Source organism: Lachnospira multipara LB2003, from assembly GCF_000702205.1.
Classification (GTDB): domain Bacteria; phylum Bacillota; class Clostridia; order Lachnospirales; family Lachnospiraceae; genus Lachnospira; species Lachnospira multipara_A.
Map to the genome: position 1 here is coordinate 413,370 of NZ_JNKW01000001.1, position 17,055 is coordinate 430,424.

Consider the following 17,055-nt stretch of genomic DNA (forward strand, 5'->3'; position numbering starts at 1 on the left):
CATTCTGCCAGGTATCTACACCTGTCATTAAAATTTTATTAATCTATTACTCTTACGCCTTCAACAAAAATATTAATTTTCTTAATTTCAAGTCCAGTAAATTCTGAAACCTTATATTTAATATTCTGAATTAAATTGTCAGAAACCGTATTAATACTTACGCCATAAGAAACAATAACATGGAAATCAATAGTTATCTTGTTGTCTTCATCTATATCAACTTTAATACCTCTTGTTAAGCTATCGCCACGAAGAAGTTTAACTAAACCGTCCTTCATGCTAACTGCAGCCATACCAACAATACCAAAGCATTCAACAGCTGTTGTACCTGCGTATTGTGCAATTACCTCAGGATCAATAGAAACCCTTCCTAACTCGTTATCAAGAATACCCTTCATATCTCGCCTCCGCTCTGCGTCTTAATTTGTTGGGACGGTATTAAACCGTAAGCTTGCGCAGTAAACTTTATCCCTATTATTGATGCCATTATACTATTATAATTGCTTAAATTCAAGATTGTGTATCACAAGGAAAAGAAACTTTTTAATGTTTGAGTTTCTAAGTTTTTTGCAAAAAATAAAGTGAATTACGAGCTTTATGTTCCGTAATTCACCTTAATTACCTAAAGTATACATGCAGAAACTAATTAAGCACGTTCTACAGCACCAGAACGTAAGCATGATGTACAAACATACATCTTCTTAGATCCACCTTCAACCTTAACTCTAACAGACTTAACGTTAGCATTCCAAATCTTATTTGATCTTCTATGAGAATGGCTCACAGCATTACCAAAGTGAGCACTTTTTTCACAAATCGCACATTTTGCCATTACTATAACACCTCCTTATCAAACTTGGGGGTATTTTACCCACAACGTTAGTTATTATATCAGATAAAAATTAATAATGCAACAACATTTTAAAATTTAGTGACTTGCCTCATCTATAGCTTCATCTATCTTCTCATCAGTCTTTACTTTGCCAGCCTTACCTGTAAATTTGTCGATAATATCTGGAGCCATATCTAAAATCTTAGTTACAGTATCTTGATTTTTAATATTAACAAGCTTAGTTGCGCCATTCTGAATCACTAATACAGCGCTTGGTGTAACTTTACCTGTCATTGCTCCGCCTGCGTTATTCTTCTTATCTCCAGCAAATGCGCCAGCGCCTACGCCAAAGGATACATCTACAAGAGGTAAAATAATTGTGTCATTAACCTTAACTGCATCTCCAACTACAGTTTTTGCAGAAACAAACGCATCCATCCCCTTAAAAAGAGAAGCTACTGTTGTATCAAAATTATTGTTAGCCATATATTCCTCCCTAATTGTTTGCAAAAATGCAATTAACCTTATTTATATCTACCTAATTTAATCCACAAGGTCCAAAAATATTTCTTGTTTATTATAACATAATATTCTTATTTGAAAACAAGCTCTCTAAATTTTTTATTTAAAACAAGCTTAATAGCTATTACTAAAATGCTAATTAATCGAACATGACCCTTTAGTTTTATATCAGCTTCCTTTACATCCCTGTCAAATTCTGCATCTATATCCATAAGTAAACCTGTAAGCCCACAAAATGGTGCAATAAACATTAACACCTGCCCTGTAGTTGCTGGATCTTCAAAACCTATATGTAACTTTATGCTATATTTTCTAGGTTTAATTGCTCTAAAGATTTCCTTAACTCTAAGAAAAATAAAGTGCACAAAAGCTTTGTTTTCCTCATCTTCTATTATGTCTTTTACTTTGTTTATTTTTGATGATATATCTTCTTTTTTAGTCTTTATATCATTATATGTCTTTTTTATTCCTTTTAATAGCTTGCCTATTTTATCTCTTAGATTTCTGTAGGCATGTCTTATTTTTTCAAAAACTGATTCCTTCTTTATTTGTTCGCTTATGTCCTCAACATCATCAGGTTCAACAACACCCTTATTGTCCTTAACATTTTCGTCTTCAACATCCTCAATGCCTTCACTATTAGCAGTAAGAAAATCATCTTCTTTGTCTTCTTTTTCTTCCAAATCATCTTCAAAATCATCATCAAAGACGTTTTTTTCTTTCTTTGTTGCAGTTTTCTTTATAGCGTCTTTACTAGGGCTATCACTTTTTAAAATATCAAACACTAAAATTCTTAATCTATATTTAAAGTCATCATTATATTCTGCTTTAAATGAAATTAATCTTAGTAGCCAACTAACTCTTATTTTTACATCTAGCTTTTCGTGATAATCCCCATAAATGTTATATTTAATGGGAACAAATAAAATAAGGCACAATAAAAAAATCACAAGACAAATCAAGCTAAGAATAATTATAGCTAATACTTTTAATATCATTAATAATACGCTTAACATCTCCACCCTCGCTAATTATTTATTCCAAGATATGCCTTAATATTAAAGCCTCCTGTTTCCTTATAAACCCTGTCAATTAAATCTCGCACAATTAAAAAGGCCTCATCCTTTCCCTTAGCAATTCCTATAACAAAGAGTTTATCTTGGATTTCGCTATTTTTATAATGTGCTTGTAACAATTCATTGCTTGAGATTATATCAAGTAAATTATTAGAGTTTGATGGAAATGTAATAAGATATGTATCTATAGAAAAGTCGTTTTTCTTCAAATGACGAAATATTTTATATTTAGTTTTCTTTGCTTTCTCACCAAATATAAGATGTTTATAAAATACCATGCAATCCCTCTAATCTTTAAATATAGCGGATCTAAATTTGCATTTAAATCCGCTTAATTAAACTTAAATAAATTCTACCACTAATTTTAACCTTTAACAACAGATTTTATTATTTCAACAACCGCCTTCTGCTCAGCTAAATCGCTGCATGAAATAAGTGATGAATTAATATAATCCTGTATTTCTTTAGTATCATTAAAAAAGACTGGCAAATTTGATAATACTGATGCTTCAACAGCTCTCTTAGTGAGATTTTCCATACCCTTAAAGCTTTCATCAAGTTCCTTTATAAGCTTCATAGCTGTATCATCAGCATAAGAATTATCAGGAATTTCCTCGGCTGCATCATCTACAAATAATGACACAAAATCACTACCTGACTGTAATTTAGTAACCTTTAATAGATTCTCATATCCTGCCTTTAAATAATCATCAAGTTCATTAGTTAATTCCTTATTAACATAGTCAATTATATAATCTGAGCTTGTAATATTCTCTAAGAGTTTTTCCTGCTTGCCCTCAAATTCTGTGAAATTCTCAGCAATTGAATCCATGCCAGTTCTTGTGATTGCAGCAGTGCATGTATCAAGAATAATCTTAGTAGCTAATGTAAGTTCTTCATTATTACCAAGACTGTATTCTCTAAGAAGTGAAATTGTAAGGAAATCATTAAGCACCTGTGTTAATAAAACATAGCCATCAGCTATATTATTAATATTAGCACTTGCAAAATCAAAAGCTTTCTTTAATTCTTCATACTCTTCCTTAGTTACATCGCCATATTTAACATTAGATAATTTATCAAGTGCTGTTGCCACTTCTTTAAAGCAACTAATATCACCTAATTCCTTTAACATAGCAGTTGTACTTAAAGAATAGTAAAAATCATCAATTGAAGACTTTGTTGCGCCATGATACAAACTAAAGGCATCTTCAATATGATCAAAGAATTTTCCCTTAGACATTCTCATTGGAAGTTGTCCAATAATTTCAGAAATTTTTGTATTAATAACCACATTATCCTTATCAGCTAATATATAATGCATTACCTCATTAGTTAAATAAGTATTGTAGTAATCATAGTCAAATTCACTATCCTTAAATTTATATTCAATTCTATTTAGAACATATTCATAAATTCTTAGTCTATCAACAATATTAGTTACCTTCTCCATAGTGCTAATAAAGTCTTGTCTAATTTGTTCTAATGTAGAAATATTTTCTATTTTAAAGCCGTTTTTAAATGAATCTTCTACTATGCTTCTAACCTTCTCAAAATCAGAAACAAAAGAATCGTTAATATCCTGTTCTAATAAAATATCAACTAAAGTGTAAAAATTCATTGATAATTTAATAGCGCCTAATGTGCTATATAACGAAGATGCAGACTTTAAATACATCAAAAGATTATTATCTAATTCCTTGCCGTTATTTATTTCCCTTGCTATATACGATAAATTTTTCAAGATAATCTCCCTTTCTATGCATTTTTATTATAATAAAACACATACATGTTATAATACACTTTTAGGCGCTCTAAATCAATATATCAACTTTCAAAGCTACTTAAATTCTAAACCTTACCCTTATTTAGTAACTTTTTCATAAAATGGACAAAAATCAAATGTCTTAAAATAATCTTCTGGAGTCTCAGCTCTTCTAATAAGTTGCACATCTCCATTTTCTTTTAATAAAAGCTCAGATGATCTTAATTTACCATTATACTGATAACCCATAGCAAAACCATGTGCACCTGTATCATGAATAATTAAATAATCTCCCATATCGATTTTTGGTAATTTTCTATCAATAGCAAATTTATCATTGTTCTCACATAATGAACCTGTAATATCATAAGTATGATCACAAACTGCGTCTTCCTTACCTGCTACTGTAATATGATGATATGCTCCATACATTGCTGGTCTCATAAGATTTACTGCACATGCATCAACCCCAATATATTCCTTATATGTATGTTTTTCATGAATTGCCTGAGTAACAAGACAGCCATAGGGAGCTAGCATAAATCTACCAAGTTCTGTATAAATTGCCACATTTCCTAAACCTGCTGGCACTAAAACTTCATCATAAACCTTATGAACTCCATCACCAATTACTAAAATATCATTAGGAGTCTGATCTGGCTTATAAGCCACACCAACACCACCTGAAAGATTAATAAAGCTTACACTAATGCCTGTCTTTTCCTTAATTTCAACAGCAAGTTCAAATAAAATCTTTGCAAGTACAGGATAGTATTCATTAGAAACTGTGTTACTTGCAAGAAATGAGTGGATACCAAAGCGTTTAACACCTTTTTCCTTTAAAATCTTAAAAGCCTCAATTAACTGGTCATGAGTCATACCATACTTAGCATCTCCAGGATTATCCATTATATCTGTACCCATCTTAAAATAACCGCCTGGATTAAATCTACAACTCATTGTTTCAGGAAGCTTACCCCCTGCAATTTCCTCTAAAAACTCAATATGAGTAATATCATCTAAGTTAATTGTTGCACCAATTTTTAGGGCAAGTTCATATTCTTCTCTTGGTGTATCATTTGATGAGAACATAATCTCCTCTGGTGCTACTTCTAAAGCCTTAGCCATCATAAGTTCTGTATATGATGAACAATCAAGGCCGCAACCATAATCTCTTAGAATATTAATAATAAATGGGTTTGGTGTAGCCTTAACCGCAAAATATTCTCTAAATCCCTTATTCCATGAAAAAGCCTGCTTTAATTTAGCAGCATTTTCTCTAATTCCCTTTTCATCGTATAAATGAAATGGTGTTTTGTATGTCTTTACAATATCTTCAATTTTGTCTAATGTAACAAACGTTTTTTTACTTTCCATAATTGTCCTCTTTTCTTACTTTACTACATATTGTGTACAATCTAAATCAATAAAACCCTTTTAAAATAAGGGCTTAGTAATTTCGATTCACTTTTTGATAGTATTAAATTTCTCTTTCCTTGTCAAGTAAGCATTTGTATCAGCAAGAAATTTCTCTAAACCTGTTCATATATAATAAAATAAGGGCTTATTTACATAAACCCTTATATACTATTCTGAATATATTGTGTTATTAATAGAACAGAGGATATCATTATTTTTTGCTAAAGTAATATAAGTTTTAGCATTTTGTTTATCAATTAATAAATTACAATTATTACGATAACATGCATCTAGTATATTTATTTTCTGTATTTTACTGTATTTATATTCTTTTCTACGTTTTAATTCTGAATTTTTATCGAATTCTAGAACATATCTTATCAATTCCACATCTTGATTAGGAAGGTATTTTTCTTTTTGCGTTTGCGAACCCGATGATTCGTCAATCCAACTGCTAATACAATATTTAGATATGCTTATAGTATTATTAATTGGTACATCTTTATTATAAATCCACCCTAACATATATCCCTTATATAAATCTTGAATAAGCAAATCAACATTATTCAATTTAGAATTATTTTTATCTGACTGATATTTTACAATAATTGGACATTTATTGTTTAGTAATATACTTTTGTTGTCTGTAAAGTTATTAACCTTTAAATACATTTTAGAGGAAGAAGATATTTTTCTTGGTATAATCTTTTTACTTATTTCTTTACCATTAATTAAGTCGTTAAATAATCTTTGCGGTTTATTATACCCATTTGAATTATATGTTTTCTTTTGAATTCCCATTAAATGAGGGAAGTTTTCTTTTTCTGCTATTAAAATAAAGCCATTACCATTATATGTAACAACTATATAAAAACTCTCCAAAAAACTTTTTTCAAAATACTTTGCTGCATTAATAATATCTTTTATATCCATAAAAACCTCATAATAAAAAAACTAAAGCTCAAAGGAAATACCTAAGAGCTTTAGCACTGGCAATCGTTCACGATTCTTTTTTATACAGGGAAGTGCTCGGTTCAGCCAGCATGAATCCCTCGGCAAGCGAGCCTGTCTATATATAATATATAACATATTCTCTATTTATTGTCAATATAACAGCAATGTAGCATTAATAGAATAAGTATAGCCTTTTGTAACGTTCATATACACATCGCTTTGCCATGCATTTGAATCAGATATTTTAAAATTACCATATGAGCCATCTGTAAATTCCTGCCATGAAGAACCAGTCCAATATAGCGGATTTACATTTAAAACCTTTTGTTGATCTGGATCATCTTCCCAAACGATTGTGATGTTGTAATAAGAATTGTCTTCTCTTGTTGTAGGTTGTCTACCTGCATTTTTATCAGCAAGCCAGTCTCCTTCATAAATACCACAATCTACCAAGATTGAATACTTATCTGGCTGATATGTAGACATATATCCCGAATCATCCCTAACACCTGCAATCCTCTTACCTTCTGGTGGGTTAGTTACTTGAATATAAAGATATGGAGTATGACTAGTAAAATTTCCACTTACAGATGTTCTTGAAACATTAGAACCTTCAGCTCCGAAAGTAAAATCTTCTGTCAACTTACCCCAAGTATCCCTACCGTTTTCTTCTAAGGACTTCCAAGCTTTTTCTGCCGATGTACCACTACGCATATTTGCTTCATTGTCATCCGAATCATACCAAGTAATTGTATATGAACCATTTCCGCCCTCTTGATAAATCTTAATATAAAAACGTGCGTCTGCCGTATTTAGAGCATAAACTACCTTAGATGAAATTGTTATAAATAATAACATAATTATAAATGTAACTAGAACTAATGACTTTCGACCTTTGTCCTTTTGTGATTGCCATGCTTTTATCATACTTAACCTCCTAAGATTTATTTTTTGAGTATTATTACCTCATAATAAATATAGAAGATTAATAATAAAAAAATAGCTACCTCATAAGAGATAGCTATATATAATATATATTTAGTCTATTCCATCGTCTAAGGCTGATCTCCACACAGAAGCTACTGCTTTTTCAAAGCCTTCATCCTCTGGGAAAAATCTACTTGCCATAACCATACGAGCGACAGTATTATCTTTATTAAAGACATAAAACCTACCCTTAGCTGTTGGAGTAGCATCTGAATATCTCATAAAGAATATTTGTGGATAGTTAGGAATACGCTCTAATTCATCCCATGTTAATTTCCAACTATCTGTTAAATCACGACCGTCAATTAAATGAATAGCTGTAATATACTGACTATCTGAACCACTTGTATCACTAGAACTTGTATCTACTGAATTTGATGTATCATTTGCAACTTCATTAGATGAAGAATTATTACTAGCATTTAAGTTAGTAGTTACATTAGAAGAACTATTTGAGTTTGAAGCCTGTGCCTGTGCTTCTGCCTGAGCCTTAGCTGCTGCTTCTTCGGCTTTCCTTTCCTCTTGTTCAATCATATATGTTGCATATTCACTAGCTGTATAAAACTTTAAACCATCATCTGTTGTGAGTACATTAGTTACAACGTCCTTATCAACATCAAAGCATACACAGAAGTACAGATATACGCTAAAGTGTGTTGTTTCAAAAGTTACTGTGCTATCTTCATAAGTTGTGTTACAAGCTTCAAGAGTGTTTGTATCTGGATTGTAGTAATAAACTCTATATTCTGTTGTATACCCCTCTGGAGCATTTAACTTATCTAATGTCTTAGTGATAGAAACTGTTCCATTTGGCTGAACCTTCTCGTTATTAGCATCTGTCATATTTAAATCAAATGACTTGACTGTTGTATAACCGCCATCAAGACCAGCGTTGGTAATTGCAGTAGTCATATCAGCAGTTACTTCAACTTCCGAAGAATTAAATGTAAGTCCTTCAAGTTCAACGCCCTCAACGCTTGAACCATCTGCACTTGTAAGAGTATCAGAAGTTGCTTCCGTTACAACTTCTGTTGCATTTTCTGATGTATTTTTCTTTGTTCCACATGCTGTTAAAAGACTTGATAAAGCAAGTGTGGAAATTAAAAGTGTTGTAATTATTTTTTTCTTTCTCATAAATTTCTCCTTGTAATTATATTGTAAAGAACTGTTTTGTTCTTTTCTGCATTAAATATATAAGTTTTTTTGGTGGATTTTGCGAAATATCTAAAAAATTTAGTTGGCTTTGAATGTGAAAGATAGAAAGTTATATATAGCTTTTGCCTTTTAGACTTTTTGTAAACTTAGTGGTGGGTTTTCTAAGTCTTCTTGTAAACTTAGTGGTGGGTTTTTATTTCACCAAAATAAATTTACTAGATAAATAAAAAAAACGCCATGAACCCATGACGTAAAAAGCTATTAGTGTTAATAAAAATATGTGCGAACTTTTATCTATAGCAACTGGCTGGCATTTTAAAGCCCCTTTAGTTTTGTGTCATAAAGTTTCCTTTATTTTACCTTTTATATATTTACTTAGCAAAAACATTATATAGGGATGAAAGGTGTATGTCAAGGGAGTGGAATCCCCATATTAATAAAGCTCAAAAATACACAAATCCCCATATTGAAAAAGCCAAAATATACATAAATCCCCATATAATTATTAAAATGATCCTAAAAATAGAAGATTACTATTGTAAAAATATGTATATCACTCCATCTCTAACAACTAAAAAGTCGACTAGAAATCAGAGTTAAAGAAGCAAAAATAACCCTCTTTACTGAAACTACACATTGTCCAGTAAAGAGGGTACATATCATTATAACCAGCTTTTTTATTTATATAATTATTACAATTATCGCAAATCTTTTTATTTATTATAAATTGCAACCAACAAATGCTGTTTCTGAAACATCGACTTTTTCGGAAATCTCAGGTTTCTTTAGATTTACGCAATTTCTAAATGCTTCATTTCCAATAACTCTAAGAGTATTAGGGAAAAAGATTTCACTAAGTCTAAAGCAATTCTCAAATGCATTAGCATCGATTTTCTTAACTCCATCTGGTAACCAAACGCTTACAATATCACTTCTATTAGAGAAGAGCTCTTCTGGAATTTCTGAGAAATCGCTCATATCAATTTCCTTATAAGTTTTGTTGTACAATTGTACTTTGATTCTTTCTTGTTTCATATCCTCCCTCTTTCTACATGTAAAACATGTTGCCATTTTTTTGGATGGCTCCTTCATTTGTGCCTTGCTTTTAGCAATGGCTTTATATAAGCACCAACGTCTAATTTATGCCACGTAATTTAGCAATCCTTGGACTAACAGTCGCTGCACTAGCCTCATAAAGACCGTACAAATCTGTATTTTCAGTGCTTTTTGCGTTATTAAATAAATTGTTACCAAGGGCAACAACATCTCCATACAAGCCATAATCCATATTAGGATAATCCTTTCCATTAGTAAGCTCAGCCAGGTTTGTATCCTTATCATTTGTAATTAAACTAACTAATCTATTAGCAATGTTTTCTATCTTATTGCTATAAGCCGAATTTGTACTATAATCGCTACTATAAATTTTTAGAAGTTCTAATAAAATTCTATCAATAGAAACCCTTCTAAGGGACCTGTTAGTGTAGGAATAATCACTACTTGAAGCAGTTCTTTTAGGAATCTGTTCATTAAGCCTACTATTAGATGCTTCAGTAAATTTACTAGCACTTGGCACTTCAATGTCTACATTGGCATTTTTAAGATCAGTAGGACTTAAATTGTCCAATGTTCTAGAGTCATTATCTAGGGCATTTGACAATAAATTATTAATTTTTTCTATGTAATTATTTGTCTCTGTATATGGCGGCACACCATTGTATTTGTCCACTGCTCCAGAACCTGCATTATATGCCGCAAGACTTAAGGTAACATTTCCATTGTATTTATCAAGAAGGGAAGCAAGAATTTGTGCTCCACCATTAATATTCTCTTCCGGGTCGTAGGGGTTAGATATCCCAAGATCACTAGATACAAAAGGCATAAGCTGCATAATGCCCTGTGCTCCACAGCTTGATGTGGCATTAGCATCAAAAGCTGATTCTGCATAAGCTACAGCTTTTAGTAAATTCACATCAACATTATTGTTACTTGCTGCCTTTGAAAAAATCTCATTTAATTCATCTGGTGAATTAATCTCATTAAAAACAGTGTCAAAGGACGCACCTGTGACACTGTTAGAATCATCTGAATATTTAACTTGATAGACATTGCCATCAAGTGCTTCTACTCCATAAATCCCATTCATGTTTATCCTCCAAAGTTAAGCCTTTGAAAGCCCCTCGTTATCCTCTCTAAATTATCCTCTATCTCTTAAGCAAACATCTTTCTTCGTCTTATCTGTTCCTTCATAATAAAACCGCCAAGCAATTCATCAAACTCTGGCATCTGACAACCATAGCTATATTTGCCGGTTTCACTATTATACGTGGACCTGATTATATAAGCATTCATTAAAAACTCCTCGTCATCTGGTGAATAAGAAAGTCTTACCTTATCTCCCGTCTTTAACTCGTTGTCTGAAATAAATGCAAATCCTGACTCAGATATGTCCTTTACATATACATTAGTTTCTAAAAGTTTCGCGCCATCATAAACTCCTAATAATAAAACCTCATCAATAGGAAGACGATATGCACCACGTCTATTATAGGCTTCGCTCTCAATGTTAGTATCCATAATTCTATAATAAACTCTGCCTCTTAGTGGCAAGGTGTCCACTTTAACACCCTTCCATATATATAGTTTATTTAACAATTGACAATAGATATTAATCCTTGAAAGTGGCATTCTAACTGCCCTTCCATTCACTTTAACACTAGCTAGAATAAGTATGCCTTCCTTCTTCCCTATAATTCTTGTCTGGAATTCACATACTCTATCCGATAAAGGAACTTGAAGTGTTACCATATTGCCCGTAATCAACTCAGATAAATTCATACTAAAATCTCCCCTTTAAGTCAAATCTATCATTCACGGTTTAAAGCACTAAACTATTAGTAACGCTTATATAAGTATTATACTCTTAGCATAGTATTATCGCAAGAAGCAAGATGCACAAATTTTAATATATTTTTAGTATCCGAAATATTCATCTAGCACATCTCTTGCTACATATTGTGCTGATGCTACACCTTTATATCCACCTTCAAGTACAACGCAAATTGCAATCTTTGGATTATTTGCAGGTGCAAAGCCAACAAACCACGAATGATAATCAGAACCGTCTCCATACTGAGCAGATCCTGTTTTTCCTGCTACTGATACATCATAGTTTCTAAAAGCTGTTCCTGTACCTGTCTTACATACCTGTTCCATGCATTTTGTTATGTAATTTACCTGTGTTTGTGACATCATAGTACCAAGATTTTCTGTAGTGTAAGGAACAACTGTGTTACCATTGCTATCAACTATTTTATCGACAAGTTTTGGCTTTACCATAACCCCTTTATTAGCAATTGATGAAACAATCATTAAATTGTGTAATGGACTTATCATTGTTTCACCCTGTCCTATTGCAGTTTCCTCCACAGCACTTACTGATGAATTTTCATTTAGCTTAAATGAACTTTGATTATATGTAAAATCAACTCCTAGAGATTCATTAAAAAGGAATCTAGAAACTAAACTTACATATTCAGTTCTTGATAGGGAAACACCCATGGTAGCAAAAGCTGAGTTACATGAATTTGCAAAAGCTGTAACTAAAGTTTCATATCCATGAGCTGTATTTCCTGCACAATTAATTCTTGTTCCACCAGTGATATTTACTCCACCACTACAACTAAAACTAAAATCTTCATAGTCAGAATTTTGTTCCATATAAGCTAGTAATGTAAGTATCTTAAAAGTTGATCCTGGCGGATATAGACCCTGTGTAGCTCTATTAACAAGCACCGAATCTTCGCTATCATAAGTTAACCATGTACTATAATCTTCAACAGCACTGTTAGGATCAAAGTTTGGATAAGAAGCCATACATAAAATCTTTCCTGTAGTTGGATCCATAGCTATAACAGCACCTTTATTAGTTCCAAGGGATTCTACTGCAGCTTTTTGTAAATCAACATCAAGAGTAGTATAAACATCATCACCCTGATACTTTGTTCCCTCAATATCATCATTAATCTGAGTAAAAATATTTTCTGCCTTTGATAATAAATAATAATTTTGTGATAGTTCAAGTCCACTTCTACCATTATTGTTAAATCCTACCACATGACTAAAAACGCTTCCTAGTGGATACTCTCTTGTCTCATTTCCTGCTGCATCAATTTTTGTTGTAGCAAGAACTGTACCATCATTTGCAAGAATATCACCACGAATAACATCATCTACGTGGGAATCAATTAATGAATTGTATGGATTATTTAGAATATTTTTTGCTAAAAAGGCATTAAATACAACTATGTAAACTATCATAATTCCAAAAACCAACATAAAGGCGTATGAAATTCTATTAGTTTCTTTATTTTTATCCGTTTTATTTGTTTTTTTCTTTCCCATTTGCTAACTCTCTTTCATCATGTCTCATATTATACATAGCATTAATTAGTGCAAACATCACAAGTGAACTTAAAATCGAACTACCACCGTAACTTACAAATGGCAATGTTACACCTGTCATTGGAATAAGCTTTGCAGCTCCACCAACAGTTAAAAAAACCTGGAAGCCATATGTACATCCAAGTCCTACAGCAACTAATCTATAAAACAATGTATTACATTTACTTGCAATACTCATCATTAGAATTAAGTTATTAAGACAAACAAGTACTAATGCCAAAGAAAAAATAATACCAAATTCTTCTGATATGGCAGAGAACATAAAGTCCTTAATTGCAACTGGTATTCTTTCAGGTGCTCCCTTAGTTAGGCCATAACCAAACCAAGAACCCATTCCAATTGCAAATAAGCTCTGTGTTATCTGATATCCTGTTCCATCTATTCTTGACCAAGGATCAAGCCATATTAAAACTCTTTGTTTAACATGTCCAAATAAATTATATGCCAAATAAGATGCCACTCCAAAGGATAAAAATCCGCAAGCCAAGTAGCCACCCTTTTTAGTAGCAATATAAAGCATAGTCATATAAACAATAAATAAAATTAAAGCTGCTCCAAGATCTGTAGCACATACAAGCAAGAGTACATGTACGGCAGCAGCTATACTTACATAAACTACATTCTTAAATTCTGTGCTCTGATTAAATGCAGAAGCAACAAATAATACAAAAGAAATTTTTACAAATTCCGCAGGCTGTATTGAAAACTGACCAATAGAAATTGTTAAATTAGCACCAAAAACCGTGTTTCCAAGTAAAAGCACAATTAAAAGTGTAATACCAATAAAGCAATATACCCATGCAAAATTTCTAAAGGTCTTAACCTTTTTAAACAAAGCCGGAATTATAAATGTGATAACTGTTGAAATTGCAGCTATAGTTAACTGTTTTAAACACTTATCATAATCAAGTCTAGCTATCATAATAAAACCAACCATCATAAGAAGGCACATATTATTAATAAGCAACTTAGAAGCTTTTGGATAGAGCAGGCTATAAACCCCTATAACAACTATAAAGTACATCACTTCTATGAAATACAAGTAAAAATATTTATAATCGTCATATGCAATAAAAAGCATCCAATAGCAAAGCAAATGTATTAAAAACATAATGCAGTACTGCCAGAAATAAATTCCTCCACGCTTCTTCTCCTTAGTTGTATATCCCACATATGAAGCTAGGCAATAAAATGCCATTAAAAAGGCCAATACATATTTTGATAAATCGAAAAGTAATGATTGCATTTATTCAACTCCTCTATAAAAATGTCCATATTCTACAATTCGTTTTTCATTGTATTTATCCATTATATCAAGTAAACTGTAATCTTCAAGCTTTTTAAAATGTCTTATTAGTTCAATTAAATCATTTTCTTTTTCAATATCAAATCTTAAATAGCCAACTTTAAGGTCTTTATACTCATTTGTGTCTAGTAAATTAATCTTTTTTGAATTCATCTGCATATAACAAAATGAACATATTGACATAATTTCGTAATCATTGCCCTTATGGCTTTTTAATAGATAATTTTCCCTTTGCTTATTACATGCATTAAAGGTTCTTTTTGGGCACTGCTCACTTATCATAAGTGGTGCAGTTGTTAAAACAGGCAATTCAAAGGATTCATCAAGAACAGATCTTAATTCCCTTTCATTTAATTCAAGGGCTGCGCTAAATCCCTTTATTTTAAACTTGTTTAATGGTATTTTTAAAAATTCTTCCTTAGCCCATGTGTTAAACACATACATATTACTATCAAGTATTACATCTAGGCTCCTATCTAATTTAGCAATATATTCATCTATAAAAGCTAGCTCTTCTAAACTTCTAATTAAAAATCCATCCACATCTAAATAAATTGCTGTGTCTATTAATTTCTTAAATGTATCCAAATGACTAGTCTTTAAAACATGTGGAAGTGCCATATAAAGCTTTGTATTAAATGACTTTATTCTACTAATTTCTTCTTTATATTCACTTAGTTTACTATCGTCTTTAAATTTAGAAGCAAGGCTAAATAAATCATTAAAATCTATATAAACCCTTGAAATCAAACTATAATTTGTAATTTTTTTGCTTAAATCTATGTCCTTAAAATACAAGCTTAGCTTTTTATCTTCACTATTAGAAGCCATATCTTTAGTTAAGCCATCTTTATCAAGGATTTCTGGTTTAACATAAGTTCTTTTATGATTATTTTTTATCTTTTCTTCAAGTAATCTTAACACTTCTCTTCTAGCCTGTTTAATCTGTCCCATAGGAAGAAAAGCATTGCCATCAATATTAATCTCTGCATTTCCAAGGACAAAATTAGTATCTCCCATTGCGCAAATACCCTTTAATATACTTTCCTTAGTTATGCTTGCACTCTTAGCTTTGCTAACTACAGGCCCTATATAACTAACATCTAGATATTCATAATCCTCGTAATCATTTGAATAATATGTGTCCTTTTTATTCTTTAATTTACCATAGTATTTATTGTTATAATCTGGATTTTTAATACTAGCATTAAGGACTAATTCACTGCCAACACTAACATACATGCTTAAATCCACTTTAATCTTAGGAGGATTATCAACGTATTCTGACATGACCAAAGCCTTTAATTTAGCATTATTCATTCTATTAATAACTCTACCCTCAAAAAGCTTATATTTCTTAGGTAAATTAACTACTAATGTATCATTTCTTTTGACATTATTACCACTTGTAAAGCTTATTCCATCCTCAATTTCAAAGACATCACCAGCATTAATATCCTCTAATGCCTTAAATGTAATTTTACCTGATACATTCTTTAGAACCCGTAGAGCTTTAGTCCCCATATGGTTTGGTCTGTTTAGAGAAATCATTTCTCTTCCCTTAGTGCTATTGTAATAGCCAGTGGTAAACATTCCTCGATTATATATATCAAGTAAATTATCAATGTCTTTTTTATCCACTTTATAGCCTTCTCTACCCCTTTCAAAATACATATCCAAATACTTACGATACATACTTGTAACATAACTTGCATAGGTAATATTCTTCATTCGACCTTCGATTTTTAAAGAATAAACCCCTGCTTCAATTATATCTGGCAAAATAGGAATACTGCACATATCCTTTGGACTTAGGATATATTTTTCGTTATTTTTATTAATTGTTTGACCATTAAGCATACAATCATAGGCCATTCTACAAGGCTGAGCACATCTACCTCTATTTCCGCTTCTACCACCATTAAATGATGAAAGTAGACACTGGCCAGAATATGAATAACAAAGAGCACCATGAACAAAGCTTTCAATTTCTAAGTCAGGAAGCTCCTTATGTAATTCACTAATTTCTGAAAGGCTCATCTCTCTTGATGTAACAACTCTTGTAGCTCCAAGTTCTCTTAAAATTTTACTTCCCTTTGGGCCTGTCTGTGTCATTTGTGTACTTGCATGAATATCTAAATCAGGAAAATTTTCATGAATTAAGTTAAACACGCCTAAATCCTGTACAATTACTGCATCAAGTCCATTCTCGTAAAAAGGAATTAAAAAATTTATCAAATTATTATCTATTTCATTCTGCTTTAAAAGTGTATTAACAGTTAAATACACCTTTCTTCCAAATTTATGGGCGTAATCAAGTATTTCAAGCATTTCCTCATTGTTTAAGTTACCTGCATAAGCTCTTGCACCAAACATATCTCCACCAAGATAAACCGCATCTGCTCCTGCATTAATTACGGCCTTCGCTATTTCAATAGAACCGGCTGGTGCTAAAACCTCTGCCCTTGATCTATTATTAAATTCAAAATCCATCTATTTATCATCCTTTATAAAACTTTATACAAAAATATAAGGGGATTTTTAAAACCCCCTTGTGAGCATATTATAGCATACT

Annotated in this window: 16 protein-coding genes and 1 riboswitch; all 16 genes read right to left on the minus strand. The window is 31.6% G+C overall.

Annotated features, from left to right (window positions below; translation table 11 throughout):
- Nucleotides 1-38 precede the first annotated feature (38 nt).
- The 16 genes from T537_RS0101930 to T537_RS12285 all read right to left on the minus strand — a co-directional run bounded on the left by T537_RS0101930 (nucleotide 39) and on the right by T537_RS12285 (nucleotide 16,973).
- Complete coding sequence (locus tag T537_RS0101930) at nucleotides 39-398, minus strand: Asp23/Gls24 family envelope stress response protein (protein WP_027437455.1); 360 nt, start codon at nucleotides 396-398, stop codon at nucleotides 39-41.
- A 248-nt stretch (nucleotides 399-646) separates the two neighbouring features.
- Nucleotides 647-832 (minus strand): 50S ribosomal protein L28, encoded by a 186-nt coding sequence (gene rpmB, locus T537_RS0101935; RefSeq protein WP_027430797.1) that lies wholly within the window; start codon nucleotides 830-832, stop codon nucleotides 647-649.
- Nucleotides 833-928: 96 nt separating this feature from the next.
- Nucleotides 929-1,318, minus strand: coding sequence for a GerW family sporulation protein (locus T537_RS0101940; RefSeq protein WP_027437454.1), 390 nt, complete (start codon nucleotides 1,316-1,318; stop codon nucleotides 929-931).
- Nucleotides 1,319-1,425: 107 nt separating this feature from the next.
- Nucleotides 1,426-2,370, minus strand: a complete 945-nt coding sequence (locus T537_RS0101945; RefSeq protein ID WP_027437453.1) for a hypothetical protein — start codon at nucleotides 2,368-2,370, stop codon at nucleotides 1,426-1,428.
- 11 nt (nucleotides 2,371-2,381) lie between these two features.
- Complete coding sequence (locus tag T537_RS0101950; protein WP_027437452.1) at nucleotides 2,382-2,708, minus strand: hypothetical protein; 327 nt, start codon at nucleotides 2,706-2,708, stop codon at nucleotides 2,382-2,384.
- Nucleotides 2,709-2,794: 86 nt separating this feature from the next.
- Entirely contained in the window at nucleotides 2,795-4,174 is a 1,380-nt protein-coding gene (locus tag T537_RS0101955) for a hypothetical protein (RefSeq protein ID WP_027437451.1), read from the minus strand.
- 120 nt (nucleotides 4,175-4,294) lie between these two features.
- Nucleotides 4,295-5,572 (minus strand): diaminopimelate decarboxylase, encoded by a 1,278-nt coding sequence (locus T537_RS0101960; RefSeq protein ID WP_031555965.1) that lies wholly within the window; start codon nucleotides 5,570-5,572, stop codon nucleotides 4,295-4,297.
- Nucleotides 5,573-5,782: 210 nt separating this feature from the next.
- Complete coding sequence (locus T537_RS0101965) at nucleotides 5,783-6,547, minus strand: PBECR4 domain-containing protein (RefSeq protein ID WP_031555968.1); 765 nt, start codon at nucleotides 6,545-6,547, stop codon at nucleotides 5,783-5,785.
- Nucleotides 6,548-6,718: 171 nt separating this feature from the next.
- Entirely contained in the window at nucleotides 6,719-7,495 is a 777-nt protein-coding gene (locus T537_RS0101970; RefSeq protein WP_031555970.1) for a hypothetical protein, read from the minus strand.
- A gap of 111 nt (nucleotides 7,496-7,606) precedes the next feature.
- The gene (locus T537_RS0101975) at nucleotides 7,607-8,689 is read right to left on the minus strand and encodes a hypothetical protein (protein ID WP_031555973.1); all 1,083 of its coding nucleotides are present in this window, start codon (nucleotides 8,687-8,689) and stop codon (nucleotides 7,607-7,609) included.
- A gap of 316 nt (nucleotides 8,690-9,005) precedes the next feature.
- Nucleotides 9,006-9,081, minus strand: a riboswitch (cyclic di-GMP riboswitch).
- 349 nt (nucleotides 9,082-9,430) lie between these two features.
- On the minus strand, nucleotides 9,431-9,745 hold the full coding sequence (locus tag T537_RS0101985; RefSeq protein ID WP_031555979.1) for a leucine-rich repeat protein: 315 nt from the start codon (nucleotides 9,743-9,745) through the stop codon (nucleotides 9,431-9,433).
- A gap of 100 nt (nucleotides 9,746-9,845) precedes the next feature.
- On the minus strand, nucleotides 9,846-10,856 hold the full coding sequence (locus T537_RS12280) for a lytic transglycosylase domain-containing protein (protein WP_051637131.1): 1,011 nt from the start codon (nucleotides 10,854-10,856) through the stop codon (nucleotides 9,846-9,848).
- A 65-nt stretch (nucleotides 10,857-10,921) separates the two neighbouring features.
- Complete coding sequence (locus T537_RS0101995; protein ID WP_027438183.1) at nucleotides 10,922-11,548, minus strand: PilZ domain-containing protein; 627 nt, start codon at nucleotides 11,546-11,548, stop codon at nucleotides 10,922-10,924.
- Between the two features lie 135 nt (nucleotides 11,549-11,683).
- The gene (locus tag T537_RS0102000) at nucleotides 11,684-13,114 is read right to left on the minus strand and encodes a peptidoglycan D,D-transpeptidase FtsI family protein (RefSeq protein ID WP_027438184.1); all 1,431 of its coding nucleotides are present in this window, start codon (nucleotides 13,112-13,114) and stop codon (nucleotides 11,684-11,686) included.
- Nucleotides 13,092-14,420 (minus strand): FtsW/RodA/SpoVE family cell cycle protein, encoded by a 1,329-nt coding sequence (locus tag T537_RS0102005; protein ID WP_031555985.1) that lies wholly within the window; start codon nucleotides 14,418-14,420, stop codon nucleotides 13,092-13,094. The genes T537_RS0102000 and T537_RS0102005 overlap by 23 nt, the downstream gene beginning before the upstream one ends.
- Nucleotides 14,421-16,973 (minus strand): U32 family peptidase, encoded by a 2,553-nt coding sequence (locus tag T537_RS12285; RefSeq protein WP_031555988.1) that lies wholly within the window; start codon nucleotides 16,971-16,973, stop codon nucleotides 14,421-14,423.
- Between the last annotated feature and the right edge of the window lie 82 nt (nucleotides 16,974-17,055).